Origin of the sequence: Staphylococcus agnetis, from assembly GCF_011466855.1 — a bacterium.
GTDB lineage: Bacteria > Bacillota > Bacilli > Staphylococcales > Staphylococcaceae > Staphylococcus > Staphylococcus agnetis.
The window spans coordinates 1,456,990-1,482,997 of the sequence record NZ_CP045927.1; the positions used below are offsets into that span (position 1 = coordinate 1,456,990).

22 protein-coding genes and 1 pseudogene are annotated in these 26,008 nt (G+C 31.7%); 5 read left to right on the forward strand and 18 right to left on the reverse strand.

The window, feature by feature from the left end; all coding sequences use genetic code 11:
- Positions 1 to 3: 3 nt before the first annotated feature.
- The gene (gene ecsB / locus GJE18_RS07360; RefSeq protein WP_060551369.1) at positions 4 to 1,218 is read right to left on the reverse strand and encodes an ABC transporter permease EcsB; all 1,215 of its coding nucleotides are present in this window, start codon (positions 1,216 to 1,218) and stop codon (positions 4 to 6) included.
- The gene (ecsA, locus tag GJE18_RS07365; protein WP_060551370.1) at positions 1,215 to 1,952 is read right to left on the reverse strand and encodes an ABC transporter ATP-binding protein EcsA; all 738 of its coding nucleotides are present in this window, start codon (positions 1,950 to 1,952) and stop codon (positions 1,215 to 1,217) included. Before ecsA ends, ecsB begins: the two co-directional genes overlap by 4 nt.
- 130 nt (positions 1,953 to 2,082) lie before the next feature.
- On the opposite strand from ecsA, the gene GJE18_RS07370 reads away from it, so the two are divergent.
- The 5 genes from GJE18_RS07370 (at position 2,083) to GJE18_RS07390 (ending at position 5,350) form a co-directional block, all read left to right on the forward strand.
- Positions 2,083 to 2,511, forward strand: coding sequence for an HIT family protein (locus GJE18_RS07370; protein ID WP_060551371.1), 429 nt, complete (start codon positions 2,083 to 2,085; stop codon positions 2,509 to 2,511).
- Between the two features lie 79 nt (positions 2,512 to 2,590).
- Positions 2,591 to 2,947, forward strand: a complete 357-nt coding sequence (locus GJE18_RS07375; protein ID WP_037567582.1) for a YtxH domain-containing protein — start codon at positions 2,591 to 2,593, stop codon at positions 2,945 to 2,947.
- A 99-nt stretch (positions 2,948 to 3,046) separates the two neighbouring features.
- Positions 3,047 to 3,577 carry an HTH-type transcriptional regulator Hpr gene (locus GJE18_RS07380; RefSeq protein WP_060551372.1) on the forward strand — a complete coding sequence of 177 codons (531 nt, stop codon included), beginning with the start codon at positions 3,047 to 3,049 and terminating at the stop codon, positions 3,575 to 3,577.
- A gap of 52 nt (positions 3,578 to 3,629) precedes the next feature.
- Positions 3,630 to 4,169, forward strand: coding sequence for a DUF3267 domain-containing protein (locus GJE18_RS07385; protein ID WP_060551373.1), 540 nt, complete (start codon positions 3,630 to 3,632; stop codon positions 4,167 to 4,169).
- 212 nt (positions 4,170 to 4,381) lie between these two features.
- Positions 4,382 to 5,350 carry a foldase protein PrsA gene (locus tag GJE18_RS07390; protein ID WP_060551374.1) on the forward strand — a complete coding sequence of 323 codons (969 nt, stop codon included), beginning with the start codon at positions 4,382 to 4,384 and terminating at the stop codon, positions 5,348 to 5,350.
- A gap of 160 nt (positions 5,351 to 5,510) precedes the next feature.
- On the opposite strand, the gene yhaM is transcribed toward GJE18_RS07390, so the two are convergent.
- The 16 genes and pseudogenes from yhaM to GJE18_RS07470 all read right to left on the reverse strand — a co-directional run bounded on the left by yhaM (position 5,511) and on the right by GJE18_RS07470 (position 25,771).
- Positions 5,511 to 6,452, reverse strand: coding sequence for a 3'-5' exoribonuclease YhaM (gene yhaM / locus GJE18_RS07395; RefSeq protein ID WP_060551375.1), 942 nt, complete (start codon positions 6,450 to 6,452; stop codon positions 5,511 to 5,513).
- 18 nt (positions 6,453 to 6,470) lie between these two features.
- Positions 6,471 to 9,398 carry an ATP-binding protein gene (locus GJE18_RS07400; protein WP_060551376.1) on the reverse strand — a complete coding sequence of 976 codons (2,928 nt, stop codon included), beginning with the start codon at positions 9,396 to 9,398 and terminating at the stop codon, positions 6,471 to 6,473.
- Positions 9,399 to 9,401: 3 nt separating this feature from the next.
- The gene (locus GJE18_RS07405) at positions 9,402 to 10,589 is read right to left on the reverse strand and encodes a metallophosphoesterase family protein (protein WP_060551377.1); all 1,188 of its coding nucleotides are present in this window, start codon (positions 10,587 to 10,589) and stop codon (positions 9,402 to 9,404) included.
- A gap of 233 nt (positions 10,590 to 10,822) precedes the next feature.
- Complete coding sequence (locus tag GJE18_RS07410; RefSeq protein ID WP_037567596.1) at positions 10,823 to 11,167, reverse strand: YlbF/YmcA family competence regulator; 345 nt, start codon at positions 11,165 to 11,167, stop codon at positions 10,823 to 10,825.
- Positions 11,168 to 11,252: 85 nt separating this feature from the next.
- Positions 11,253 to 12,383 (reverse strand): DUF445 domain-containing protein, encoded by a 1,131-nt coding sequence (locus GJE18_RS07415; RefSeq protein WP_107368986.1) that lies wholly within the window; start codon positions 12,381 to 12,383, stop codon positions 11,253 to 11,255.
- Between the two features lie 152 nt (positions 12,384 to 12,535).
- Positions 12,536 to 13,000, reverse strand: coding sequence for an XRE family transcriptional regulator XdrA (gene xdrA / locus GJE18_RS07420; protein ID WP_037567599.1), 465 nt, complete (start codon positions 12,998 to 13,000; stop codon positions 12,536 to 12,538).
- Positions 13,001 to 13,772: 772 nt separating this feature from the next.
- Entirely contained in the window at positions 13,773 to 13,991 is a 219-nt protein-coding gene (locus GJE18_RS07425) for a DUF6007 family protein (protein ID WP_240928865.1), read from the reverse strand.
- A gap of 78 nt (positions 13,992 to 14,069) precedes the next feature.
- On the reverse strand, positions 14,070 to 14,363 hold the full coding sequence (locus GJE18_RS07430; RefSeq protein ID WP_060551380.1) for a hypothetical protein: 294 nt from the start codon (positions 14,361 to 14,363) through the stop codon (positions 14,070 to 14,072).
- A 265-nt stretch (positions 14,364 to 14,628) separates the two neighbouring features.
- Positions 14,629 to 14,733 (reverse strand): annotated as a pseudogene (locus GJE18_RS12350) (LPXTG cell wall anchor domain-containing protein); the annotation flags it as partial.
- A gap of 21 nt (positions 14,734 to 14,754) precedes the next feature.
- A complete protein-coding gene (locus GJE18_RS07440) occupies positions 14,755 to 16,854 on the reverse strand; it encodes a fibrinogen-binding adhesin SdrG C-terminal domain-containing protein (protein ID WP_165886124.1) in 2,100 nt (699 codons plus the stop codon).
- 387 nt (positions 16,855 to 17,241) lie between these two features.
- Positions 17,242 to 17,820: a DsbA family protein gene (locus GJE18_RS07445; protein WP_060551382.1), complete on the reverse strand. Its 579-nt coding sequence runs from the start codon at positions 17,818 to 17,820 to the stop codon at positions 17,242 to 17,244.
- A gap of 225 nt (positions 17,821 to 18,045) precedes the next feature.
- Positions 18,046 to 20,475 (reverse strand): fibrinogen-binding adhesin SdrG C-terminal domain-containing protein, encoded by a 2,430-nt coding sequence (locus tag GJE18_RS07450; protein ID WP_165804963.1) that lies wholly within the window; start codon positions 20,473 to 20,475, stop codon positions 18,046 to 18,048.
- Positions 20,441 to 20,752 (reverse strand): YSIRK-type signal peptide-containing protein, encoded by a 312-nt coding sequence (locus GJE18_RS07455; RefSeq protein ID WP_060551385.1) that lies wholly within the window; start codon positions 20,750 to 20,752, stop codon positions 20,441 to 20,443. The genes GJE18_RS07450 and GJE18_RS07455 overlap by 35 nt, the downstream gene beginning before the upstream one ends.
- A gap of 569 nt (positions 20,753 to 21,321) precedes the next feature.
- On the reverse strand, positions 21,322 to 22,608 hold the full coding sequence (locus GJE18_RS07460) for a dicarboxylate/amino acid:cation symporter (RefSeq protein WP_060551386.1): 1,287 nt from the start codon (positions 22,606 to 22,608) through the stop codon (positions 21,322 to 21,324).
- Positions 22,609 to 22,784: 176 nt separating this feature from the next.
- Positions 22,785 to 23,342, reverse strand: a complete 558-nt coding sequence (gene lepB / locus GJE18_RS07465) for a signal peptidase I (protein WP_105996404.1) — start codon at positions 23,340 to 23,342, stop codon at positions 22,785 to 22,787.
- A 437-nt stretch (positions 23,343 to 23,779) separates the two neighbouring features.
- Complete coding sequence (locus GJE18_RS07470; RefSeq protein ID WP_107369020.1) at positions 23,780 to 25,771, reverse strand: Ig-like domain-containing protein; 1,992 nt, start codon at positions 25,769 to 25,771, stop codon at positions 23,780 to 23,782.
- Positions 25,772 to 26,008 lie beyond the last annotated feature (237 nt).

Consider the following 26,008-nt stretch of genomic DNA (forward strand, 5'->3'; position numbering starts at 1 on the left):
TTTTTAATCACGTAATAATGTTTCTTGATATTTTAATTTTTTAACCGTCGCTCTCACTGTTAAAATGCCTACTACAAAAAAGAACATTACAAAGTACGCATATTGTATATTAAAAATAATATACGTTAAGCTCAGCAATATCCCTACAACTATGACTGTACGATATAAAAACTTTTGATAGCCTTGGATGACTTTCAAGTCAGAAACAGGCCATACTTGAGGCCATAAGCCATAAGCTTCTTGTGTATAAAATTGCGACATTTGTAGAATAATGATATACATGCCCAAACTTCCGATAATAAGACTAATAATTGGTTGATGTAACCAAATCATTAAAGCTAAGATGATGACACTTAAACGAAGTGTTAAATGAAATGCATCTTTCCCCCGAAGAAAATGACGTTTAAATAAATAGTAGTACATCGTATTACTATTCATTTCTCTTGGTTGACGTAAGAAAATGTCCAAGTATTTTCTTCTAGCAGAAGGTGCTGTGAAGCCTTTAACATCGGTAAACATATTCACAAATTTATAATAGTTCGCTTGATGTTGATGTGCTTGATTTACCATAAAATGCCATGGAAAGTGCTTTTTGGCATTCATATTTCTTAACATATATATAAGACCAAGCATAAAAACAACACTTGCAAACCCCATATAAGACTTACCATCTAGCCAAACATAATATCCAGATAAATTCAATATCATTAATAACACATTAATAGACCAATTTTCTAATCCGTACAAATACCATTGCCATCTCAATATTAGACCTAAATAGGGTAAAATAAGCGCCAAGAGGACAAGGATATAAAAATGTACAGTGTCATTCGGATATAACGTATGAAATAAAGGATAAAAAACGATAAGTACGATTACTTGTAAGGGTATCCGAGAGATATAACTGGCCGTAATACAGCGTTTAACGTATTGTTTCATGCTATTTTCAAATGGCAGTAAGAAAAGTTGATCAGCTTCTTGTAGTCGCGTTTTTAATGGAAAAAGCGAAGTCAAACATAAAAGTACTGACATGATAAGCAAATAATTGATGCCTTTTGGGATAGCACGTAACCATTCACCATATCCTAAAATAAAAGCACCTAATAAAATGACAAGAAATACTGAAAAGTGACCATTAAAAATGAACTTGTTATAGTGGCGTTTTTCTTCAAAATCTTTTAGTCGCCTAACTTGATATAAAGCTTTCACATTATTCATAGAGAAGCTCCTTGATGTGTCACTTTAATATATATGTCATCAAGTGTACTATTAGGCATTTGCGCTTGTTGACGCAACGCATCCAAATCCCCCATCGCTACAATTTCTCCTTGATCTAAAATGATAAATCGATCACAGTATCTTTCCGCTGTTGCTAAAATATGTGTGCTCATAAGGACTGTACGTCCTTCGTGTTTTTTCGATTCCATCAAATCTAACATTGACTGAATACCGATTGGATCAAGTCCTAAAAATGGTTCATCAATAATGTATAAATCTGGATCAACGATAAATGCGCATATGATCATCACTTTTTGTTTCATTCCTTTAGAGAAATGACTTGGAAAAATATCCAGTTGATCTTCTAAACGAAATGATTTTAATAATGGCATGGCACGTGTCATTGCAGTTTGCACATCAATATCATATGCCATCGCTGTCATTTCGATATGCTCTTTTAACGTGAGGGTATCGTAAATGATAGGTGACTCTGGTATATAGGATAAACGGCGTCGATATGCTTCTATATCATCCTTAATATTTATGTTTGAAATCGACATTTCCCCTTCCATAGGTGTAAGTAATCCCAAAAGATGTTTGATTGTTGTACTTTTACCAGCCCCATTGAGACCTATTAAGCCAACAATTTCTCCAGGTTTGAGTGAAAAGTTGATATTTTTAATTATCGGTGTTCTTCCATAACCACCTGTTAAATTTGTAACTTGTACAGTCATTATCCTGCACCTCCGTGAAATTTATTGTACATAAAATAACGCAATATTGCTATTTATAAACGCTCTTGAAACGTTACAGAATGATGAACTAATGCTATAATGATTAAAAAAATGATAGGAGCGAAAAGGAATGGCTGAAACAATCTTCTCAAAAATCATCGATGGAGAAATTCCAAGTTTTAAAGTTTATGAAAATGACCATGTTTATGCTTTCTTGGATATATCACAATTATCAAAAGGACACACATTACTTATACCAAAGAAACCTTCATCAAATATCTATGAAACAGATGCTGAAACGATGAAACATATTGGTGAAGCGTTACCTATCGTTGCAAATGCTATTAAAGATGCGTTTAACCCAGACGGTTTAAATATCGTTCAAAATAATGGTGAATATGCTTCACAATCTGTTTTCCATATTCACTTTCACTTGATTCCACGTTATAAAAATGACATGGATGGTTTTGATTACCAATGGGAAACTCACGAAGATGCATTTAATGATGAAGCTAAAACCAAAATAGCTCAGCAAATTGCTGATAAAATCCAACAATAGTTTGTACATCCACATACTTATGCATGAATATTCGTTATAATGGGTATGAAATATTAAAATGCTTCAGAGGAGGAAAAGTATGAGAGCCTTACAAATTACTTTAGGTCTTGCTGCAGGCGTAGCTACAGGGCTTGGTGTAGCGCTAATGAAACGCGACAAATCTACACGTATTGAAAGTACTACAGTAGAAAAACCTAAATCAGATTTAGAAAAAGAAGTTGATAATATTAAACGTAGTATCAACGATATTATAAGTTACGTTAACGACATTAAGTCAGAAAGCCAATCAGTGGCTGGATCTATCGGGGATGAAGTTAAAACGATGATTGGTGAATTCCAATCGGATATCGATCCAAATATAAAAAGATTACAATCCCACATAGAAAATTTACAAAATCGTGGCGAAGAAATTACAAATTTTCCATCTAAAAAGTAAATTTGTAGTGTTTATCAAACAATAATTCGATATAATAGTATTAAAACATGATACGGTGAGTATCATGTTTTTTTATAGTTTGAGAAAGGAGCGGTGCGTATGACTGATAAACAAAAACAAATTGAAAGTATCCTTTTCACTCACAAAGCAGCCATGCTATCTAAAGTGATATGGAAAAATGCGGAACGCGATTGGCAAAATTGGCTACGTAAATCAGGTATTACAATGAACGAACATCTGATTTTAATGACAATTTATGCATTTGGTCGTGTTACAATTTCAGATATCTCACGATATGGTGTGATGCATGTTTCAACAGCTTACAACTTTGCTAAGCGACTTGAACAACAAGGACTTTTAACGCTTGAAAAAGACACGAACGATAAGCGTAATACTTATATACATTTAACAGATAATGGTACGAAGCTCATCGAAGAAATATTTGAACAGTATAATATTGAAAATAACACTGTATATCAAGCTTCTGAACAATTCAGTTCAGAAATGTTTCATAAGCCTAATTTTAGTGATGCTCATTATTTAGTTGCTAAGATGCATGGTAAAGACTTTATTGATGATGTCAATGCTTGTCATAATCATTTAAGAAAACATTTGCTTGACGTTGAGTAAACGAACGTAGATAATACAAGTTATCTATTATATGTTTAAAGGAGTATGCATAATGTTGAATTGCTCGCGCTCAATAGATATACATTCGCGATTTGGGCTACCACGTATTGCTTTTATTAGTTTTGTCACAATGGTTATTACGTTTTTTATTAGTTTTGAAATTTTTCATTTCAAATATAATGTAAGATTAACTGACGAACATTTTTTTACATTTTTGGTCTTATTAATACTTTTATATCCGATTCATAAAGCAATTCATTTGATTACGGTAATCCCCTATGTAAAGTATTTTAGAATACATAAGTTATTACGTAATAGTTGGTTCCCTTTTTACAACATATATGTTGATAGGCCGATACGAAAAATCTATTTTTGCATTTGTTTATTAATGCCGTTAATCGTGATTACATTGATCATGATTATAATTGCGCGACATTTTCCTGAATACGGTCATTATGCGATGTTTTTACTTGCTTTAAACGCGGGGTATGCTGTCATGGATTTACTCTATTTGAAAATTATCATTTTTTCTAGACAAGGCGATTATATCGAGGAACATATTAATGGTCTGATGATTCTCGAAAAAAAATGAACTTTTTAGACACTTACCTTTTCAATGTCAAATTAAATAACATTAAATATAATTTATTACAAAACGTAGTAATTGAATCTTTAGCTTAAAAAAGATTTAAATACTACGTTTTTTCTCGTAAATTAGTCTTAGTTCTACCCTTCTTCATTGGTATGCTACTTACAATATGGTAATATTATTTGTGATAATTTAAAAATAAAGGAGCTAACACAATGAAGAAAGGTTTACAAAAAATGATTATTCCTCTCACAGCCAGCGCTGTTATTTTAGGGGCATGTGGGAATGACACACCAACATCTAAAGATCAAACGCTTATTTCTTCAAAAGCTGGCGATGTTAAAGTTGAAGATGTTATGAAAGAAATTGGTAAAGATCAAATTGCGAGTAACTCATTCAAAGTTCTTTTAAGCAAAATTTTAAAAGATAAATATGGTGAAAAAGTAAACAATGATGACATTGAAAAACAAATTGATAGTGAAATCAAAAAGTATGGTGGGAAAGATCAATTTGAAAGCCTTCTTAAGCAACAAGGTATGACAATGGAAAAATACAAAGAACAACGTAAAATGATGGAATACCAAAAAGCGTTGTTAAATGAGAAAGTCGATATCTCTGATAAAGAAATTAAAGATAATACGAAAAAAGCGTCTCATATTCTAATAAAAGTGAAGCAAGATAAAAATGATAAAGAAGGCCTATCAGATGATGAGGCTAAAAAGAAAATTGATGACATTAAGAAGCAACTTGATAAAAACCCTAAAGATTTTGACAAGATTGCCAAAGACGAATCTATGGATTCAAGTAAAGATAAAAATGGTAGTTTAGGTTATGTCGTTAAAGGTCAAATGGTAAAACCTTTTGAGAAAGCACTATTTAAATTAAAAGATGGTGAAATTTCAGATGTGGTTAAAACAGATTATGGCTATCACATTATCCGAGCTGACAAACCAAATGATTTTGACAAAGAAAAATCAAAATTAAAGGAAAAATTCATTCAAAATAAACTTCAGGAGAAACCTGAAATTCTAACTGACGCATATAAAAAATTATTAGATGAATACAAAGTTGACTATAAAGACAGTGATATTAAAAAAGCGATTGAAGATAACATCTTAAATCCTAAAGCTTTAAAAGAACAAGCTTCTCAAGGGTCACAAGGTCAACAAAATATGGGAATGTAATATTTTACACGCTTACTAAAAGCTGCTAACAACGCAAATTGCGTTATTAGCAGCTCTTTTTATGATTAACATGATTTTTCATTATGCAGAAAAGTAATTGTGCGCTTATTAAAAAAGCAACAATCTAAAGTAGTTACTTTAGATTGTTGCCCTATCCAATTCAGTCTAATTTTTCAGGTTTATAAAATTGGCGATTTTCTAAGCCAAAAATGCGTTCTGTAAATTGACCTTTCTCTATTTTTTTAAACGCTTTTTCAAACATGTTCATTCTCGCATCTATATTATCAATAAAATGTAAAATTTCAGCTTCTTTTACATGTGGTAACTTAGGTGAACCATACTCTAATTTACCATGATGCGCGAGAATTAGGTGCCGTAGCAATAGCACTTCTTCTCCATCAATGCCAAGCTCTTTTGCAGCTTCCGCCACTTCTTCACTCGCAATTGAAATATGTCCAAGTAAGTTACCTTCAAGCGTATAACTTGTAGCGATAGGCCCTGAAAGTTCTCTCACCTTCCCCATATCGTGCAAAATAATACCACTATAAAGTAGACTTTTATTTAATTCAGGATAAATCGCGCATAAACCTTTGGCAATTTTTAACATTGTTAAGACATGATAACTTAACCCACTTACAAAGTTGTGGTGATGGGAACTTGCTGCCGGATACGTAAAAAATGCCTCTTCATGCTTTTGTAATAAATGACGCGTAATACGTTGTAGATGCGCATTTTCCATTTCAAATATGAAGGATTGCAATTCAGATTTAATCTCATCAACTGGCATCGGCGCACCATCTATAAAGTCTTGTGTTTTGAAACCATCCGCTTCAGTCGCAACACGAAACTGATTCACTTTCATTTGCTTACGACCACGATAATTGATGACGTCACCTTTCACATGAATAATTAACTCGGGTTTCAAAGTGGCCATATCTTCTTTAGTAACGGTCCAAACTTTTGCTTCAATTTCACCACTTTTATCTTGCAAGTGTAACGTCATATAATCTTTGCCTTGAGCTGTTACACCTTGTGTTGCTTTATGCACGAGGAAAAATTGATCCACGGCATCTCCTGGTTGCAATTTTTCTACATTTCTCATAATAAAACGCCTTTCTCACTAATGTTTCTCTATTTTTTCAAGCGTAACCAGTTGTTTTGAAGGAATATGATTATCTTTAGCGCATGTAAAGTATAAGACTTGGTACGCATCAGGTAATGCTCTTAAAAATTTCATCATTCTTTGACGACGTGTCACATCAAAATGTACAAAGGCGTCATCGATAATAATCGGTAAGGAGTAGTATGGTTTTAATATTTTTATTAAACTCAAACGTAACGAAATATATAATAGTTCTTTCGTAGACTGACTCAGTTCAATAGGTTGATACATTTGACCATCTCGATGTTTTACCATTACTTGTTCATTTTGATACGTAACTTGAATATATTGCCCTGCTGTCAACTCATGATATATTTGCGTTGCCACATCTACAACTTGTGGCAATCGTTTATCTTTAATTTGCTTAATATGCTCATCAACAAGTGCTTCTAAATAACTTAATGCTGCCCAATCTTCAGCTGTAGCGTTCAGTTGATTGCGCAATAATTGGTAACGATGACGCAAATGACGTAATGTATTGTCCGTTTCCATATGGGTAATTTGCGCATTTAAGTCACTGACCTCACTTTGAAGTGTTAAATAACGTTGATTATAATCATCAATTTGAGTTGATAATTTATCATAATCATCTTGTAATTGTGCAGACGTTTTCTCACTTAATTTTGAGCTTTCTTCATACCCGTAATTTTGATTTTCTAAATACTTTGTTAAATCATTAAAGCGTGATAATCGTTGATGGTAAGTTTGGTAGTTATCGTGATGACGATAATAACTCTCTTCATCAATCGCACCGATAAAGTTAAATAACTTTTGAATAATAGATTTATTCTCATTCAATCTGTGAGTCAAATGTTTAAGTTCTTTCTCAAGTAATGTCATTTGTTCTTGATTGCGTTCATGTTGCACACGATTACTATTCGTACGTGACACCCACGCTCTCACATCATGAAATAATGCTTCATTATCTGTCTCTGGAAGCGCATCTGTCACTTGCTTTTGTGCCTCATCATAAAATGCATTTAATGATTGGGTTAATTGTTGTTGCTTTAAAACTAATGTTTGTAAATGCGCATGATGTTCTTTGATTTGATGAATTGTCATCATCGCATCTATTAATAAATCATCTGATAATTTTTCAGAAACATGCATCTCTGCTTTCGCTTGCGTTAGTTTCTGAGAGACTTGTTGTAAATCAGCTTCAGAAGCTTCTAATTGTTGCGCGATGTGTTTTTGTTTTGTATTCAAGACAATAAATTGTTGCTCACGTTGATGAATTTGATCTCTTAACTGATATTGATCTGCTAAATCAAAATTCAAATCATATTCTTGTTCTAAACGTGCAACTTCTTTTTCTAATTGATTAATTTCATCAGAAAAACGTTCAGTATGACCTTCAGTTTTAGTCTTAATAGCAAAGCAACCGATGACAAAAATGACGGCTAATACAGCAAAAACAATAGCAAATAACATCGTTTGTGAAACGAATGAAAAGACTGCAAGTCCTACTGAAATAACAGCCAAAATAATCATTGCAATACGCAAAGATTTTTGTTGCTTTTCTTTTTGCAGCTGTTCTGTTTCAAAAGCTTCCTTCATTTTAGAGAAAAGATTTTTCTTTTCACGTAACTCCAACGCACGCTTATCGTATTCTTTCTTTTTAGCAAAGTTTTCTTCAGATACAAGTTGTGATTTCAACTCTTCTAATTCTGTTTGTGAAGATTGTTGATCCACTTCCATACTTTCATAGTTTTGTTGTAATTGTTGGACAGCATAATTTAAATCGCGTTTTTCTTTTAACGCATCGCTCAAATCGCTCTTGCGAATATCTGAAGTATCAATATCACTATCAATCGCTTGCCAACCAATATTTGACATTAAACCATCGATTTGTCGTTCTGTGTGTTCAATTTCTCGTTCAGTTTGGCGCAAATCCATAGTGGTTTGTTTAATCGATTCTTCTTTTTTAGCAATATTTTCTAATGATTGGGATAATTCGTCAGATGGTATATATAATTGTTCATTTTCATATGATAGTTGCTGATACTTTTCATTTCTTAACCCGATATCACGTTTTAATTGTTCGGTTTGAAATTTTGCATTTTCATATCTATCGATACCTTGTTCTGGAAATTCTAACGGTTCAACGTTTAAATCCGCTTCTAAACCTTTCCATTCTTGTACTTGATCATGTAATGCGATTTCTTTTTGTTTTGCTTCAAAAAAGCCTGTGAGTTGATTTAAATTTGTTTTTACATGTTCTAATCTTCGTGCTGCTTTATCCCGCTCATCAGTCAATCGTTGATATGTTTCAAGTTTAGCGGATTCATCGCGTATTTGCGCTTCAAGTTGTTTTAATTCCTCAACTTGTCTATTAATTTGAGGATTTTGGCCTGACTTTTTATATAAAGCTTGTTTCTTTTGATGAATCAAATCACGCATACCTATAAATTCCGTTGATCCTAGAGCACCGGCTTGCATTAAGTAATTTTGAAGTTGTTGTTCATTCATATTTTGATGAATATCTTGTAACCCCATGACACTGAATGAAAAAATATCTTGATATGTACGTTTATTAATAAAATTTAAATTTTGCTGAAGCCAAGTTTCATCTTTTATTGCGCCGTTAGGTAAAAAGACTTTTACATCACCTTGCGCTCGACCTTTGACACGTTCCACATCAACTAAAGATCCATCATCCATTTTCAAAGTAACACGGCCACCATAATGATTCCCCATACGTGGCTCTAAACGCGGTTCATTTTCACGCTTTGTAGGAAAACCAAATAATATCGAATGGATAAACGCTTGCAATGTAGATTTACCTGCTTCATTTTCCCCGTATATTTCAGTAAAATTCTCATTAAATTCAACTTTACGTTGGACAAACTGACCATAGCCATAAATTTCTACAGATTTTATTTTCATGGTTTAATTGCCCCCTTTTAGCTCTGCATCGATAATTTCTTCAGCTCGTGTGATAAGTGCTTTCCGATCTAAGTCTGTAAAATTATTTAAGTATCGTGACGTTTTGGGATTCATATATAAATCACTTAAAGCACGCTCAAAAACACTGTCTTGCGCTACGATATCTTGAGAAAACTCTTTCATAATTGAAGTTTTTTCTAGTTCTGTGTAGTTCACAGTTAATTCATCAATTAAAACAAAATGTTGCTCATTTTCTTCATATTCAGTAATCATTTCATTAAGCTGTACGAGTGTTTGGGGATCAATTCTCTCATCACCACTTACATCTAAGCGTAAACGGTAAAACGCACGGCCTTCAGGTCTCACACGCGCTTTAAATGCTTGTATTTTTTCGTATAGATGATGTTGATTAATTTGATCCGTTTCAATCACCGCAGATTCAAAACGAATAAATTGTGTTGGCACAAAGCGTGTTCGTAATTCAACATGGTCACCTTCTACAATAAGACACCCTTTTTCACCTTGTTCATTAAAATGACGACCTTGTATATTGCCAGGATAATGAATTTGAGGTAGATCATTTAATTGATCTCGCTTGTGGATATGGCCTAATGCCCAATAATGATACATTTTTGCATTTAAATCCTCTAAACGAAATTCAGTATAGCGGTCAGAAACACCCGATTTACTGTACGTTCCATGAAGTAAACCAATATTAATCGTATGATGACTTTCACTTGTAGGATAATCATCAATTTTATTTTCATAACTCTCATTATGTTGATAACTAAAACCATGTAAGTGAACTTTCTCACCATTTTTTGTTATCGTTTGATACGTTTCTACTTTGTTAGAAAATACAGTGACGTTTTGAGGCCAATCTGATATAAGTGCGTCAGAGAGTGGGTCATGATTACCATGAATCATATAAACAAATATTTGTTCCTTGTTTAATCTTTCAAATTGTTCTTTTAAAAACACTTCTGCTTTTAAGGTTCTGTTTTCAGAATCAAATAAATCGCCACTAATAACAATAAAATCAACTTCTTCACGTAAAGCTAAATCTACAATTGTTTTAAAACTTTCATATGCACTATTTTCAACATCTTTAAGAATATTAGGACTTAAAAATTGTTTGGAGGCAAATGGACTATCTAAATGTAAATCTGCACAATGCAAAAATTTAACCATGACTGCATACTCCTTTATAAGAATCTTTAACAAGCCTTTTTACATGTTATGTATTCATTTATTTTATCATATTTTTGTAGATTTATGTGATGAGTTTCTGTTAAGAAACATCGCTCTATTGATTTGAAAAAATGTGTTATTTGGCATATCTCAAAGAATTTGTGTAACGCTCATAAATATTAAAAAAACAGGAAGAATACTAGATGCATTCTTCCTGTTTTTTTCATTTTTTATTAGTCAGCGTAAATTTCATCTAAAGGTTTTACGATGATTTGGTTAATTTCTTGGAATACTTGGCTCATTTTTTGCTCAGCATTCATTAATTCAGAGATGTTTTGATCCTGTTCGATTTGTTGCGCTTGTTCTTGCGCTTTTTGTAAATCTTCCTCTGAAATTTCTTCACCTTGCATTTGTTTTTGTTGGAAACTTAATTGAGTTTCGCGGAATTCATCAAATAATTTTTTTGAATTTTCATCTGCGTTTACTTTAGCATATGCATCTTTAATTGCTTTGTATTCATCGCTTTCACGTAATGCTTGCTCTAATTTGTTTGCGTAATCATATAAATTTACAGCCATTGGAATCTCTCCTTAAGTTGTTTGTTAGAAGATTGGATTTACCAACCAATCTCACTCCTTGCTTACAATACCATATTTTTAAAGGTTATACAAAAATTGCAACCAATCCTTGGAAAAATCCAATCATTCCACCTAATATAAATCCTAGTAACATAATTAATTTTAATTCTTTATTCGCGATGTCAAAAATAAGCTGTTCAATATAATCTAAATCAAATCGATTAATTTGTTCTTCTACCATTCCTGAAATATTCACTTTTTTTAGTATACGAGTTAAACGTTGTGCAAGAGAAAAAATGATAAGTTCTGTAACTTTAGCTGAACCTTCATGCATTAAATATTGCATAAGCTCAGGTGCTAATTCTTTTAAAGGTTGCTGCGAGTGTTTTGATAAATTTAACTTGCGTATTAATCCATTTACAAATCCGTTACGATGACTTTCAAACTGTGCTAATGTGATGACATCTTTAACTTTTAATGATTTAAAGTTTTCATATTCTGATACAATTTGTGTTTTTATAATATGCTGTGCTTTAGGGTGGTTTGACAGGCGCAATAATTCAGATTGAATACGTTCAGCCAAATCATCTTTAGTCATAAACATTAATAGAACTGAGAGTATACGACTTTTTTCATGAAAAAAAGCATCTAACATTTCATAAATATCTCGATACCCCTTATCTGAAGCGATATACTTTCGCGCTTTAATCAATAATTGTGAATCGAGTTGAGCCACTTTATGATCTAACATCTCCATTAACGATAAAGGTAAAATATCTTTAAACCGTTTGGATGCAATTTCTGAATATTGATGCGTTAAACGTGCGATAAGCACCTTTTTAAGCCAACTTTCACCTTTATTGACTACATCAATATCAAAACGTTTGAAAATACGTTGAACCGTTATATCATCATCTTGCAATGCGTTCACTTGTTGTTGCACCGCTTCTTGAATCGTGTCTTTCATTGTTTGACTTGATAATTTCTCGCGTATTAATGCTTCTGTTAAGAGATGTGTTTCTACAACGTCACCTATTTTAGTCGCAATTTCTTCACGTCGTTTCGGAACTAATCCTGGTGTGAAAGGAATGCGTTTGCCGAAAATATAATACGGTTTAAATGGATGAAATAACATTTTTATCGCAATCATATTGGTCACACCACCGATAATGGCGCCTATAATTGTCATAAAAACAACAATAAGAAAGAATTTCATAACTGCTTGCTCCCTTGTCGCTATTTTTTCATTACTTAAATCTATTTATGTACAGGATACTCATATTGTTCTTAGCCATTGCCAATTTAACCCATAAGTAAACAAAAAGTTGACTCCTCAGGGGTAAGAGTCAACTTTTAAATGTATATAATTTATGCGCGAATAAGATCTTCTTTCACATTACGTTGAAAATAAGTTTCTGCTTCTCTTAACTTTGGTGTACCGAAAACAGGTTGTTTCTCAGTGTCTAAAATTCGGTACAGTTCACTGACTTTATTACTTTGTAAGATATAACCGCCTTTAGTATCGATTGTATCCCAATAAATATCACTAATTGTAGAATAATTTGGGTATGCTGATTGTCCGCGAGAAATCGTTTGAACCATTTCTAGTGGATCACAACCAAAAGTACTATTAAGTACTTCTGAATCTCTAAAAAGTGAACAAATTGATACGCATGTTGTCCAATTTGGTAATACGCGTTCTTTTTCAATTTGTACTAAAGTCTTTTTTGATAAACCAATTGTTTGGGCCATCGTATCTTGCGTATACCCCGCTTCAATACGCACCATTTTAAATTTCATTTGAATTAAATCAGTAAAACTTTGTCTATCCATTACTATTACTACCTTTCTAGTCTAAAATTTATCCGCACACAAGTAATTGCAATTCTACACAATTCTTGAAACACAAATTACATATTAATACAAAATCCGAAAAATGAAAAGAGCGTTTTTGTAGAAACATTATAATTTATAAATAGCCACAATTGTCGCAAAAATCAAAAACATCCAGTTGAACGCAAATTTCATTAAATGTTGTAATACCTTGTAGTATCGCCTTAAAGATGCACTATAGAACTTTAAGTTTAAGATGAATGCATTGACTTATTATTAATATTATTATTCAATAAAATAGAAGCAACCAAAATATTTGTAAATTATGCAATGCAATTGCACATCAATTTATGAATTTAAAATGAATAGATATACATTTTGAGGTGTATTATGTTTTTTATTATTTTACTCACATTAATTTTAGCTTGCTTTATCGTTATAGGGGTTTACCAAAGCACACATTGGATTTTTAATATTAGCGCTGCAGGAATTGCAGTGATGATCTTTTTTATAGATTTATGGCTAAAGGGTTGGCATAATGAATCCTTTAAAATCATATTAATATGTATCATTATTATTATATTTGAATTTTACCATTTTCAAGTTAAAATGCGTCGCAACCGACAATCTTAAAATGCATTTTACAAACTTACCGCTAAAGCAACCCCTGCTTTAAGCGGTTTTTTTATTGATGTTGTAATGATTTGTTTAACAGAACATTTTAAGGCGGGAGTATGCTATGGAGTAAAGGTGTTTTAAACTTTTAGAAAGTTTATTTTTTCCTATTTTTAAAACGTTGATACAACCACTGAAATGTAACAGCGACGCCAATGGAGAAGAAAATTATTATTATGAGAGATAAAATAATATCCCATATCGTATCAGATGGTAAAACACTGAAAATAAACATAGACGGGATTAAAAATATTAAATCTAACCATCCTAACTCAACCATGGTTTTATCAAAGTCATCTTGGTTTTGTTGTTTCACCTTCCTACACCTCACGTTAAAAAACATTGCTTTTATTTTATGTTTTTATTTTAATTATAACATTAATAATAATTGCATCTATGATAATCCTATCATAATTGCTGGAATAACTATAAAATATAAAATCATTAACAACGGCGTTACAATAAACATCATGACTAAAGATAATTTAACACTTAATAGCCATTCCTCTCGTCTCACTTTATCAAATATACCGATTGTCATAGAGATAAAAAGTAAAACGAATGATAGCATATGTATAACAATTACAATATCTGCACCTTTATGATTTTGAATATAATACGGATTTAATGTTATGAATAGTATACTGAAAAGGTAAATAATATAAAATATAATAACCACCTTTTTCATATTCTCACCCCTTCTAAATACTTTTAAAACATAATATTAATATGTGCGAATGCATAAACAAATACCCCCTTAAATCAAATGACCTAATGATCCACAAGAACAAACAAACTTTCTATTTAGTATGGATATACCTTACAAATTATTTATCTTACAATAAAATTATAGTCTGAATTTTCTCACAAATTAATAGACTAGGTCAATTAATTTCACCTAGTCCATTGATAATGATATAAGTTTATTCATTTAACTTACATATAAATAGTGTTTAATGACGTTTTTCACATTTTCTTCTAACAATGAATGAGAATCCAAAGAAGCTCAACACCGTTCCAATAATATAAGAATGATGGTTAGACGATTGTCCAGTTTCAGGTAAGGATGGTCGATGTGATTATTTATAATCTTTGTGTGTCATTTTGATGTTTTTAGTCATTTCAGTTGAACCTTGACGATGGTTATCATTTAATGACGGTGTTGTATTGATTTCTTTCTTATTTTTAGGTGTTTCACTTTTAATTTGAGGTGTAACTTTCTTTTGATGATTAATTTCTTCTTTACTTATTTTACGATGTTGCTTTATTTTAGAATTATCTTTAATTTTAGGTGCAGATTGGTGCTGATCTTTTTCCATTTGTTCGTTACCTTTTGGCGCTACAGGTGGTTGAGGTACTTCTAAATTGTTTTCATTAGAGTGTTTTGGTAAAGGAGATGGTTTCGAGTCTTCTTCAGTTATAACCCCTTTAGTTTCACCACTCACTTTTGGTAGCGTATTGTCTTGTATTTTGATCGGATGATGCGCACCTGTTTGAATTGAAGGCTTGTCTTCATTCGTATCCTCTTCAAACCATATGTTTTTATGAGAACCACGTTTAATATGTAATTCTTCTTGATACTCGATGAGATGTTGTTCTGTAATATAATCCGTTGTCATTGTATCTTCAGTTTCTACAATTTGACCTTTTGCATGACCGGATTCTGATCCAGACTCAGTTATCGACACAATTGGTTTTGAATCATAACTTTCTTTTAATACTCCCTGCTGCGTATGATGTTCCGGTTTATAAGTATCATATGTGAAATCAATATGCTCACTTTGACCATTAAATGGACGATCTTGGCCACTACCATGTGCGTTATTAGAATAGAATGTCACACCGTTTAACCATGTGAGTTTAGTTGGACGATAATAACCATTAACATAATGATGACCTGTCAATTCAGTAGCAAAGCTCAAATCATTGGCATTTTCAAGATATTGGCCATCAAAACGAATGACATACGCTTTGCCATTTAAATCACCTAATCTCGCTTTATATTGACCATTATCATAAACTATTAGATTTACGTTTTTGGTTACTTCCTTATAATCGTCTGTATTAAAGTCTGCATAGACACTTTGTGCTAATGGTCGTTTTCCAACATATTCATATATTTGAACGTTTTTAGGACGACTCACCACTGTGCCACCTTTACGGAAATAGCCGACTACATCTACAGAATTTAAATGCTTTTGATCAGGATTAATATATGCAATATGAGTAAATGTACGATTCTCTTTATCTAATTTGTGTATACGTCCATTTACTTTTACTCCAGAACCAGTTTTGTCGTGTACACCATCAAGATAGTTCACTTTAAATGTTGCTTTTGTTTCTTTATTTCCTAATGTTGCTACAACAGTTTGTCTTCCTTTATTAGGAACAGTTACTGGATTGAAATATAAATTTAATGACAATTCAGCATTAATATCTTTCTTGTAATTCACATAATCTGTAAATGTATAACGAATTTTGTTATTTTCTAATACTTCTCCACGAGCGACAACATGGTTATTGTCCTTTATTTCAGGTATTTTTTTCTTAAATGCAATGCCTTGTGTATCTACATTATTACTAATATTAAAATGGAAATGATCACCTGATTTAATACGATTATCAAATTTCCATTTATAATTTAATGTAATGCGCTCTGCTTGGTGTGGCGTGATAATTTTTTTACCTTCATGACCTTTGATTTCACTCTTAATTACCGTCACTTTATCGGTTACATCTAGCCCTTTTTCATGTTGTGCAAGTTGTTCTTGACTCTTTGTCATTTCTAATTTTTGTGGTGCGTCAACAACTTTAGGTGTAACGGGTTTTGCTACAATATTTTCAGGTTTAGTATGTTGAGATACTTTTTGTTGTTCAGTTTTGAAAGTTTGTTGCTGTGATACATCTTGTTTTTCATTATCTTTTGAGGTATGAATTGCTTCTTTTTGAAGATTTTCATTTGAAACATTTTGCTGGAGTGAGTGAATTTCAGTATGTGTTGTTCGCTCTTCAACATGTGATTTAACAGAGTGTGTTGACGTAGTAATGTGACTCACTTGTTGTTCAGAAGCAGATGCTTCATTGCTATCGCCCATTCCTATTACTACTACCGTGCCTAAAGCAATAGAGGCTGCTCCGATTTTATACTTTCTGATGCCGTATCTTTGTGTGTTGTTCATAGTATTTTCTCCGCCTTCTTAGATTTTTTTCAAACTTCAAAATTTGATATGCTTTAAATTACAGTAAACATTAACAATATTAATCATTGCTAATGTAATTTGGTATCTTACACGTCAGTAATTATATAGCCTCATTTTTTGTTTTGCAATATTATAAAATTAAATTCATCTTAAGTATTTATTAACAATATTCTATATCTAATTATTGTATAAAATACTTCTTAATTTATTCTTAAGCAGCTTAGTTACTGCTAATTTTCTCATATTTAACGTTACTAATATTTCAATTTAGAATTTAAAAAAGCCGACAAAGTATTCACCTTGTCGACGTCATATATTTCATATAAGATTTAATTCTTAGGTCACGTTTATCCTAAAACAATTATGTTATTTATTTAACAATGATTGAATATGTTCATAATCGTGAACATTTTTAGCTAGTTTACCATCAATTTTTATAGATGGTATTTCTTCAATCTTTTCTTTTTCAATTCTCTTTTGATCTGCTTTCATATCTTTCCAAGCTTGGCTATCTTTATCTTTATATGCCTTCTTGATCAATCGTGTCACTTTTTCATTTAATTTCAATTTATCAATTTCTTTATCTAAAAACGCTTCAGTTAACCACATTTCACTAATAGGACCTTGATGTTTAAAGATAGCACTTTTGAATTCTAAATATTTTTCAGGTGCCATATCTTTAACTGCATGAGACGCAGCTGAACCTAATTGAGATTCATCTCCTAACAATGCAGCATTAACATAGGTCACTGTCGCTTTATCAGTATCTATATACGATTTTGATATTTTAGACATAATATTTTCATCAAATTTTTTACAATGCGGACATTTAAAGTCTACGTAAGCAATAATTTCATGTTTTTTCTCTTTGTTATCACATGCACTAAAAAATCCCATAGTTAGTAATAAAACAACTAATAAATATTTATATGTCAAATGCTTCATCTTATTGTCCTTTCTAAGCTGTTATCTTATTAAATAATATATATAATTGTGCGTGAGTAGTCAAAAAGATTTTTGGAGAAATTTACATTTTTTTAGCTAATATCACATACACTTTCATTAAATTTATATATTTATAATAAAAATCATGATGTTTTTATAATAAGAAATACGTACATTGAACACCATTCTCTGTATAGAAGGTTGTTTTTTACCTACTTTATGACTTTACTCTATTGTCTTTTTACCTTTTCTTCTTAATAGTGATAATCCTAAAAGACTTAGTAAGCCACCAAATACTACCGCTTGTTCGTTATTATTTTGACCAGTATTAGGTAAAGTTTCAAGTTGTGTTTCTGAATCATTAGAGGTATGAGGTACAGTAGAAATAGGTTCGAAATTAGGTTTAACATTCACTACACAAGCGCGACCTGAATCACATCCTTGTGAGTTTGAGTTATATTTTATCTTTCTCTCATCTTTAATTATTAAATCTTTATTCTTTTGAGATGCAACGTTTCCTATGCGCGCTTTCTTTTCAACACCAACATTTTCATTTTTTGTCGCTTGAGGCATATTCTTTTTATCTTTTTGTACAATGACTGGTGATACTACTTTAGTAATATCCAATTCTTCTATAATACCTTTCACCGAACCATTATTCTTAGGTATTGTATTTTCAACTATAATAACTGGATTTTCAGTACGATTATCTATGCTAGGTTTATCAATCATTGTGTCTTCCACAGTATCATTAATGTCTATTGAGCCATTTTCGGAATCTAAACCATGCTCAATATCAATAACGTGATTATCATCAATTTCTTCAACGATACCAGTAATATTTCCATGAATCGTACCAGATCCTGATTCTGTATCAAAATCGATGACGTTATTTTCAACAGTTTCTTCGATTTTACCTTTAATTCTGCCTTCTTCTCCAATTGGCATAGTAATATCAATGATTTCTACTTTATGATTTTCATCAATTTCAATAATTGGGCCTTCAGCCTCACCGGTAATAGCTGGAGGTAACGTGTTATCATCAACGAGTTCAATTAAATTATTATCTTTCGTATACTCCATCGTATCTTCAATCGTTGTATGGTCTGAAATCGCTCCAGTTACAACGCCTGTTGCGGTATCTTCATCAAAGTCAATGATATCTGTATTATGATAAATATCTTCCTCACCAAAATTACTGTCCTCATCGATATCTATAATATTTGTGTTGTAATCTACTTTCCCACCGCCTGGATTAGAATCTTCTATTTCAATAATCTCATCCGTTGAATTTTCACCAGTAATAACATCGGGCTTACTATCCTCTATTATTTCTAAAATACCATCATTATTATTACCTATAATGCTCTCAACGATAGTTTCTTCAATTTCAAATTCAAAATCAACATTATTTTCACCTTTAACAATAATTGGTGAATCAGTAGTTATATCCACAACTCTTCCACCATCTATAATAGGAATAAATTTACCTGCTCCTGAAGCACTATTTTTATAAAACTCTACTTCATTATTTAAAGTTAGCCAATTAAGGTCGTAATTTATACACATTTGAGTTTGAAAATTTAAATTTTGTGATTTTATATCATACTTTGCTTCATATTTAATTATATAAGGTTTACTATTCAAGCTTTGAATAAAAATAGTGAAAGATCCATTTTCATTCAAACTTATTACATTTGCTGCATTAACTAAAGCAGTCACGTCTTTAAAATTACCATCTTTTTCATTAAAATAGCCACTTTCAGATAAGGCTCCGCTTCCAGTATACTCATAAATTGTTATTTTTGGTATATTATTTTTACTAACTTCTCCTACACTAAGTTTCCCAGTAATTACTACATGATTTAAATTTTTACTATCTGTGTTAACAGAAGTTACGTGTGTAATGTTACCGTTTTCTTTGTCAAGTTTATCAATGTTTCCGTTAATTGACATATTTTTATCTTTTTTTTCTTTTAAATACTCAACATCAAATTCATTGTCAATCGAATTATCACCAATTGTAGATGTAACTTTTTGCTTACTGCCTTTTAATACAACTGAGGTTTTGAAAAATAGATTGATACTTAATTTAACTTTGACATATTCAGTTCCAATTACATATTCCGTAAATTTATATCGAACGTCTCCATTGCTCATTCTAATACTAGTTGCTATAACGTGACCACCATCTTTTATTTCAGGCATCTCCTTATAAGAACCAACTCCATTAGTATCTACATTTTCACTAAACTTAATATCAAAATAATCATCTTTTTTGATATCATCACCTATTATTAATTCATAATCAACCGTAATTCGTCCAGCTTGGTGAGGATTTACTTTTTTACTTTTATCCTTAGTAGTTATTGCTCTTTTAATAACTTCTACTTTTTCAGAAACATCTTTACCAGCATCTTTATTTACATTTAAAGCAGTTCGTTGTAAATTATTAGAACTTCTAATTTTGTCAACACTATTTACTTTAGGTGCTGTAACAGCATTAGGTTGATTAATTTCAGTTGTCGTTTCAGGCTCAGGGATAACAACCTTTTTATTTTTATCTACTTCTTGCTTAGAAGTATTACTATTTGTATCTTGAATGATTGTTTCTGTTCTTTCAGCTATTTCTTCTGATTGAACATTCTTCTTCATTTTGTTGAATAGGTTGCTGTATTTGTTCATCATTTATTTTTTGATTTGTATCTACAAGTGTTTCTTTTAAAGTTTCTACAGGAGCATTATGTTGTTGTGGTTCTGCATTGTTCTGCACATTGCTTTCTGAAGATTCATTACTTGAATGTTGCATTTGTATTTCAGATGCATGTGCTTCGTTGTTTTCATTGACGCCAATAACGACCATTGTCCCCAATGCAATTGAAGCTGCACCTATTTTATATTTTCTAATTCCATACCTTTGTTTATTTATCATAAAAATGTCTCCTTGTAAGTTCATTTAGTTTTATGTAGATACAAAAATGCAAAAAAAAGAACTACTTTGAGTAAAGTAGTTTTTGCACTTAGCTATTTACACCTGAGTAAGTATATGATGCAGAATTATGTTTTGCAATGCCTAAATATTAAATGTAACTTAACTCCGGTTTAACATTGAGTTATATCTCCAAATAACCTAAAATATACCTTAATTATTAATTAAACCTTGCATTAATTTAAGAGTTTTTACGAACTTCACGTGTAATCTTACATAATATATTACCAAAAATGAGTGGAGGCGGTTACATTGAATCATCAATTTTTAAGAAATTTAAACATTTATTTTCATTATTTACCTTTGGTTGGCTTGTTAATTTCTATCTTTTTATTCCTATTGTATTTCGTTATTTTTAAGGTGACTGCTCATCCATTGGTTGTAACTGCCTATTGTCTATTACCCTTAGTTGTATTTTCTTTGATGTCTCTATTATATAAATGGCTTATTCATCGGTTTAATAAGTAAAAAACGCGTTATCTCTATGTGAGACAACGCGTTTACTATATTTATTATTCTACATGCATATTACCTTTTAATTTTCGTCCTTCACGTTCTGATAAAATTACTGCACATGCTGCATCACCTGTGATGTTAACCGCTGTACGAGTCATATCTAACAAGCGATCAATACCTAAAATGATACCTATTGCAGCAGGATTTAACCCAACAGCTGTTAAAACCATCGCTAACATGATAAGACCTACTCCAGGAACACCAGCAGTACCTACAGACGCAATAACTGCAATTGCAACTACGGTAATTAATTGAAGTAATGTTAAATCTGCACCCATTAACTGGGCAATGAATATCGTCGCAACACCTTGCATGATTGCTGTACCGTCCATGTTAATTGTTGCACCTAGAGGTTGTACAAAGGACGCAATTTCAGGACGTACACCCATACGTTTTGTACATTCCATCGAGACAGGTAATGCGGCATTTGAGCTTGAGCCACCAAATCCTACCGTAATTGCTGGTAAAAAACCTTTGAAAAATTCCATTGGACTTTTACGAGCTAAGAATTTAATCGCACCACCATATACAACAAAGAAATGAATGAATAATGCAGCGAGAACGACTACAAAGTACAATCCAAGTTGTCGTATTGCGCCAAACCCTGCTTCAGTAAAGGCATGTGCGACCAAACCAAATGTACCGATTGGCGCGAATACATTCATTATCATTGAAATAATGTACATCAGCACTTCATTAAATTGTTCAAAGAATTTATGTACAATTTTACCTTTTTCACCCACCATCATAATTCCGATACCGATAAAGATAGCAAATGTGATGATTTGAAGCATATTTCCTTCCGTCATAGCTTGTACTGCATTTTTCGGGAAGAAATTGATTAAAGTTTGATCAAAAGTTTGATTCATTGGTGAGTCAGCACCAGCTTTTTGACTGTCTAATTGCTTTTGATACGTCGCAACTTCTTCGCTCTTCAATAAATCAGAATGGCCCGCACCTGGTTTAACGATTAATGCTAAAACCATTGCTAACGTAATTGCTAGTGCTGTCGTTGTTAAAAAGAATACCATCGTTTTTAATCCGATGCCACCTAATAATTTAGGATCACCCACACCAATTACACCAAGTACAATTGATACAAATACGACTGGTACAACAAGCATGAAAATTAAATTCAAGAAAATTTGTCCGATTACATTTAGAAAATATTTATCTATAAACTTAACCCATTGTTGGCCTTCAAAAAAATTAAAAAGTGACCCCAATGCTATCCCCAAAATTAAGGCAATGACAATCTTCATTGTTAAACCCTTAAACTTCATAATATATCCCCCTTTTCCTAATAAACTTATTATAATCAGAAAATTAGCAAAAGAGCAATATAAATTTGATTAAGCATTACTAAAACGTGAACTACAAATTATCGTTATTCATATAAAATAATTAAGGCTCTCTTATTAAAACTTTCTTTTTCGCTATTACAGACTTCAGTGCTTGATTAAGTGAAATTATGACGCCATGCATCTAAAGGTAAAAATCTCAAAATAACTTTACCTACAATTTGATCATTTTGAATCAATCCTACACTTTTGTCTCTACTGTCCACACTGTTTTCTCGGTTATCACCGAGCACTAAAAAATGATCTTTGGGAATAGTTCCTCCCTTTGTGCCATTAATATCTTTTAATGAAAAATCATTCGTTAATTGGATTCCCATTTTATTTATTTTGTTAGAACGCAAATAAGGTTCGTTAACTTCTTTATTATTGATATACAGTACATCATTTTTATAAGCTACTGTATCCCCTTCTTTCGCAATTACCCTTTTAATAAAATCTTGGTTTTGTCGTTGATGAAAGACGATTACATCACCACGTTCGATATGATTGAATGTTTTAGAGATTTTACTAACAATCACTCTATCTTTGTCATTAAATGTAGGGTACATTGACAAACCACTTACGTTATATGTGACGAATAAAAATTTCATCACTAAAAATACTGTTAGAATTGCTAATAAGACTGAAATGGTCCAATCAAAAATTGCTTTCTTCATTTTCTTCACCTTTTGCCTTTTCATCGTTGTTCATTTTAAATAGCTTTATATATCATATATGTCATGAGAACTATCATAACGATATCTCCAACATTAAATTTTTGATTTGCACTTAATAAACCATTTTGAACCATATTATTATTTTGAAAGTACTTAAACTTTTTTAACACTTTACACATACTTATATATATTAATTTAAACAGACTGTAGACAACCCACACTATTGTTAAAATTATTAATGTTTTTAACATTTGAATCACCTCAAGTCTCCAATAAACATTTAACTATTATATAATATTATAGTTATTTATTTTAAATGTCCATTAAAAATCCCCCTCTATATATTGAAAATAGAGGAGGAAGTTGATTACATAGTAAGGCTTTTATAGATATGCTGGGATGTATATTGAGTATAGTAGCCTTCTGTAAAACAGTTATTAATTCTTATTCTCTTTACGGCATGTGACAAATGCTGTTAATCCTAAAATTGCTAACAATGTACCAAATAATGTTGTTGTTTCTGTAGACGTCGTCTGTCCTGTTTCAGGCAACATTGATTTCATATGTTTATCATTTTGTTGTGCTTTCTTTTGGGACATTTCATGCGTACGTTTATGATTTTTCATCATAGGTTGCTCTCCTGTTGTAGGAGGCGTCATTTGATGACGGTCTTGTATCATTTTAGGGCCTTTAGGTTGTTCTTGTTTTTCTTCTTTAGGCATTGGCATCGGTTTCGGAACGTTCGGTTGTGGATGTTTTTTCATCATATGATCTTTATCTTGTTCCGGTTTGATTTGATGGTCTGGTTGTTTTTCAGGTGTTGGTTTTTTCATCTCATCTTTAGGCTTTGGTACGTCATTTTTATCTTTGGGTGGTTTATTTTGATCCTGTGGTTTCATTTTATTGTTATCCTCAGGTTTTGGTTGAATTTGAGGTTTGTCTTCACCTTTAGGTTTTTCTTTATCTTCATCCATTTTAGAATCTTTAAGCGCTGAAATTGCTGTTCCGCTTCCAGTAACGTTGTCTTTGAACACTTTTATTTGATTGCTCCATCCAACATGAGCAACTTTTTCTTCTGTTAACGGATTCTTGAAGCCAAGTAATTGCGTATCAAATTTAATTGAATCGGCGTTTTCATTAAATGTACCATTAAACACAATTAAATATTGTCTGTTTAATGGTGTTGCTTCAAGATGATAACCATGCGAATTCGTAAATAACATTTTATCAAAAAGATACGTGACATCTTTGAACATGCTTTGATTACGAGGATTAATAGTTAAACTTTGGTTTACTAATCCTTTACCAATATATTCATAGACTTTCACTGACGTTTTACCTTTTAAATCTTGACCGTGTACCAACATTGCTGATACCAAACCACTTTTTGCTTTTTCCGTTTGACTTGTTACATATGTAATATGTTCAAACGTTTTCTTTTCCGGGTTGATATGGCTGAATGTACCATTCACTTTTACACCATGTTGTGATGCGCCTTGATCATAAGTTACATTAATTTGGCGCTCAGTTTTTAAATTTCCTAACGTTGCCATTACTGTTTGTTTACTATCATTTAAAACATTTTGACGATTAATATATAAATCTAAGTTTAAAGAGACGTTAATATTTGTACGTTGATTCACATAATCTGTAAACGTATAACGTAATTTATGGTTATCAACTAATTTACCAACTGCCACTGTATGCGTACCTTCTTTAATATTCGGAAGGACACGATTATCTACAACACCTTTAGTATTAACATTGTCAGATAAATGAATATCTACATAATCTCCAGATTTAACGTCTTTCCCTAATTTCCATTGATATTTTAATTTAAGTTTATCACCTTTATGTGGGTTGATATGTTTTAAATTCTTCTTATCAGTATTTGCTTGATGCACTTCTTTAATTTCCGCAGATTGTACTTTCACTTTAGACGTAATGTTTCTAATATCTTTAACAGGTTTTGTCTGTTTTAATGCATCGATAACATTTTCTTTCGCTTTTGGTGGATTAACTTGGTTATTTTTAGGTGTTTGTGGCGATGGTGTTTTACTTGGTTTTGTTGATTGATGATGATCTTGCGGATTTACTTTTGGTGTTGTTTTGTCTATATTTGCGTGAGTGGATTGAGTTGCTTGATCCACTGTTTTTGGTGATTTTAATTCTGATGAAGGTTGATGTTGCGTACTTTTGTCAGTTTGAGCTGACGTGTTTAAAGCGGGCTGTGTGATATTGTTATTTTTTAAATTTGTATGCATTTCTGTATTCGGATTTGATGATTTCTGAATATCTTTGTCAGACTCTGATGCTTGGGCATCACCGGAACCTATATTTCCTAAAAAGATGATCATCCCTAAAACGACAGATGCGGCACCAATGTTGTATTTTCGAATACTATGCGTGTGTTTAATCTCGTTGTTCATTCGACTTTCCTCCAATTTAAAAAATTTTTATGAATTTCTTCTGCTAAAAAAAAGTACTGCTTACATAGACCATAACACCTAAAATTAAAAATAAATAGTGCTAAATACTATATTTAAGATATTTTAACATTGTTTTTAGATAATTTATGATATTCTTAAGGTTAGGAGGATAATAGAATTCTTTTAGTGTAATGATACACTTATTTTCAGATTATCTTGCCTTGCTTTAAATAAAAA

Coding starts and splice junctions, on each gene's coding strand:
- ecsB (WP_060551369.1), bottom strand. CDS start 1,218: ATGAATAATGTGAAAGCTTTATATCAAGTTAGGCGACTAAAAGATTTT.
- ecsA (WP_060551370.1), bottom strand. CDS start 1,952: ATGACTGTACAAGTTACAAATTTAACAGGTGGTTATGGAAGAACACCG.
- GJE18_RS07370 (WP_060551371.1), top strand. CDS start 2,083: ATGGCTGAAACAATCTTCTCAAAAATCATCGATGGAGAAATTCCAAGT.
- GJE18_RS07375 (WP_037567582.1), top strand. CDS start 2,591: ATGAGAGCCTTACAAATTACTTTAGGTCTTGCTGCAGGCGTAGCTACA.
- GJE18_RS07380 (WP_060551372.1), top strand. CDS start 3,047: ATGACTGATAAACAAAAACAAATTGAAAGTATCCTTTTCACTCACAAA.
- GJE18_RS07385 (WP_060551373.1), top strand. CDS start 3,630: ATGTTGAATTGCTCGCGCTCAATAGATATACATTCGCGATTTGGGCTA.
- GJE18_RS07390 (WP_060551374.1), top strand. CDS start 4,382: ATGAAGAAAGGTTTACAAAAAATGATTATTCCTCTCACAGCCAGCGCT.
- yhaM (WP_060551375.1), bottom strand. CDS start 6,452: ATGAGAAATGTAGAAAAATTGCAACCAGGAGATGCCGTGGATCAATTT.
- GJE18_RS07400 (WP_060551376.1), bottom strand. CDS start 9,398: ATGAAAATAAAATCTGTAGAAATTTATGGCTATGGTCAGTTTGTCCAA.
- GJE18_RS07405 (WP_060551377.1), bottom strand. CDS start 10,589: ATGGTTAAATTTTTGCATTGTGCAGATTTACATTTAGATAGTCCATTT.
- GJE18_RS07410 (WP_037567596.1), bottom strand. CDS start 11,167: ATGGCTGTAAATTTATATGATTACGCAAACAAATTAGAGCAAGCATTA.
- GJE18_RS07415 (WP_107368986.1), bottom strand. CDS start 12,383: ATGAAATTCTTTCTTATTGTTGTTTTTATGACAATTATAGGCGCCATT.
- xdrA (WP_037567599.1), bottom strand. CDS start 13,000: ATGGATAGACAAAGTTTTACTGATTTAATTCAAATGAAATTTAAAATG.
- GJE18_RS07430 (WP_060551380.1), bottom strand. CDS start 14,363: ATGAAAAAGGTGGTTATTATATTTTATATTATTTACCTTTTCAGTATA.
- GJE18_RS07440 (WP_165886124.1), bottom strand. CDS start 16,854: ATGAACAACACACAAAGATACGGCATCAGAAAGTATAAAATCGGAGCA.
- GJE18_RS07445 (WP_060551382.1), bottom strand. CDS start 17,820: ATGAAGCATTTGACATATAAATATTTATTAGTTGTTTTATTACTAACT.
- GJE18_RS07450 (WP_165804963.1), bottom strand. CDS start 20,475: ATGAAGAAGAATGTTCAATCAGAAGAAATAGCTGAAAGAACAGAAACA.
- GJE18_RS07455 (WP_060551385.1), bottom strand. CDS start 20,752: ATGATAAATAAACAAAGGTATGGAATTAGAAAATATAAAATAGGTGCA.
- GJE18_RS07460 (WP_060551386.1), bottom strand. CDS start 22,608: ATGAAGTTTAAGGGTTTAACAATGAAGATTGTCATTGCCTTAATTTTG.
- lepB (WP_105996404.1), bottom strand. CDS start 23,342: ATGAAGAAAGCAATTTTTGATTGGACCATTTCAGTCTTATTAGCAATT.
- GJE18_RS07470 (WP_107369020.1), bottom strand. CDS start 25,771: ATGAACAACGAGATTAAACACACGCATAGTATTCGAAAATACAACATT.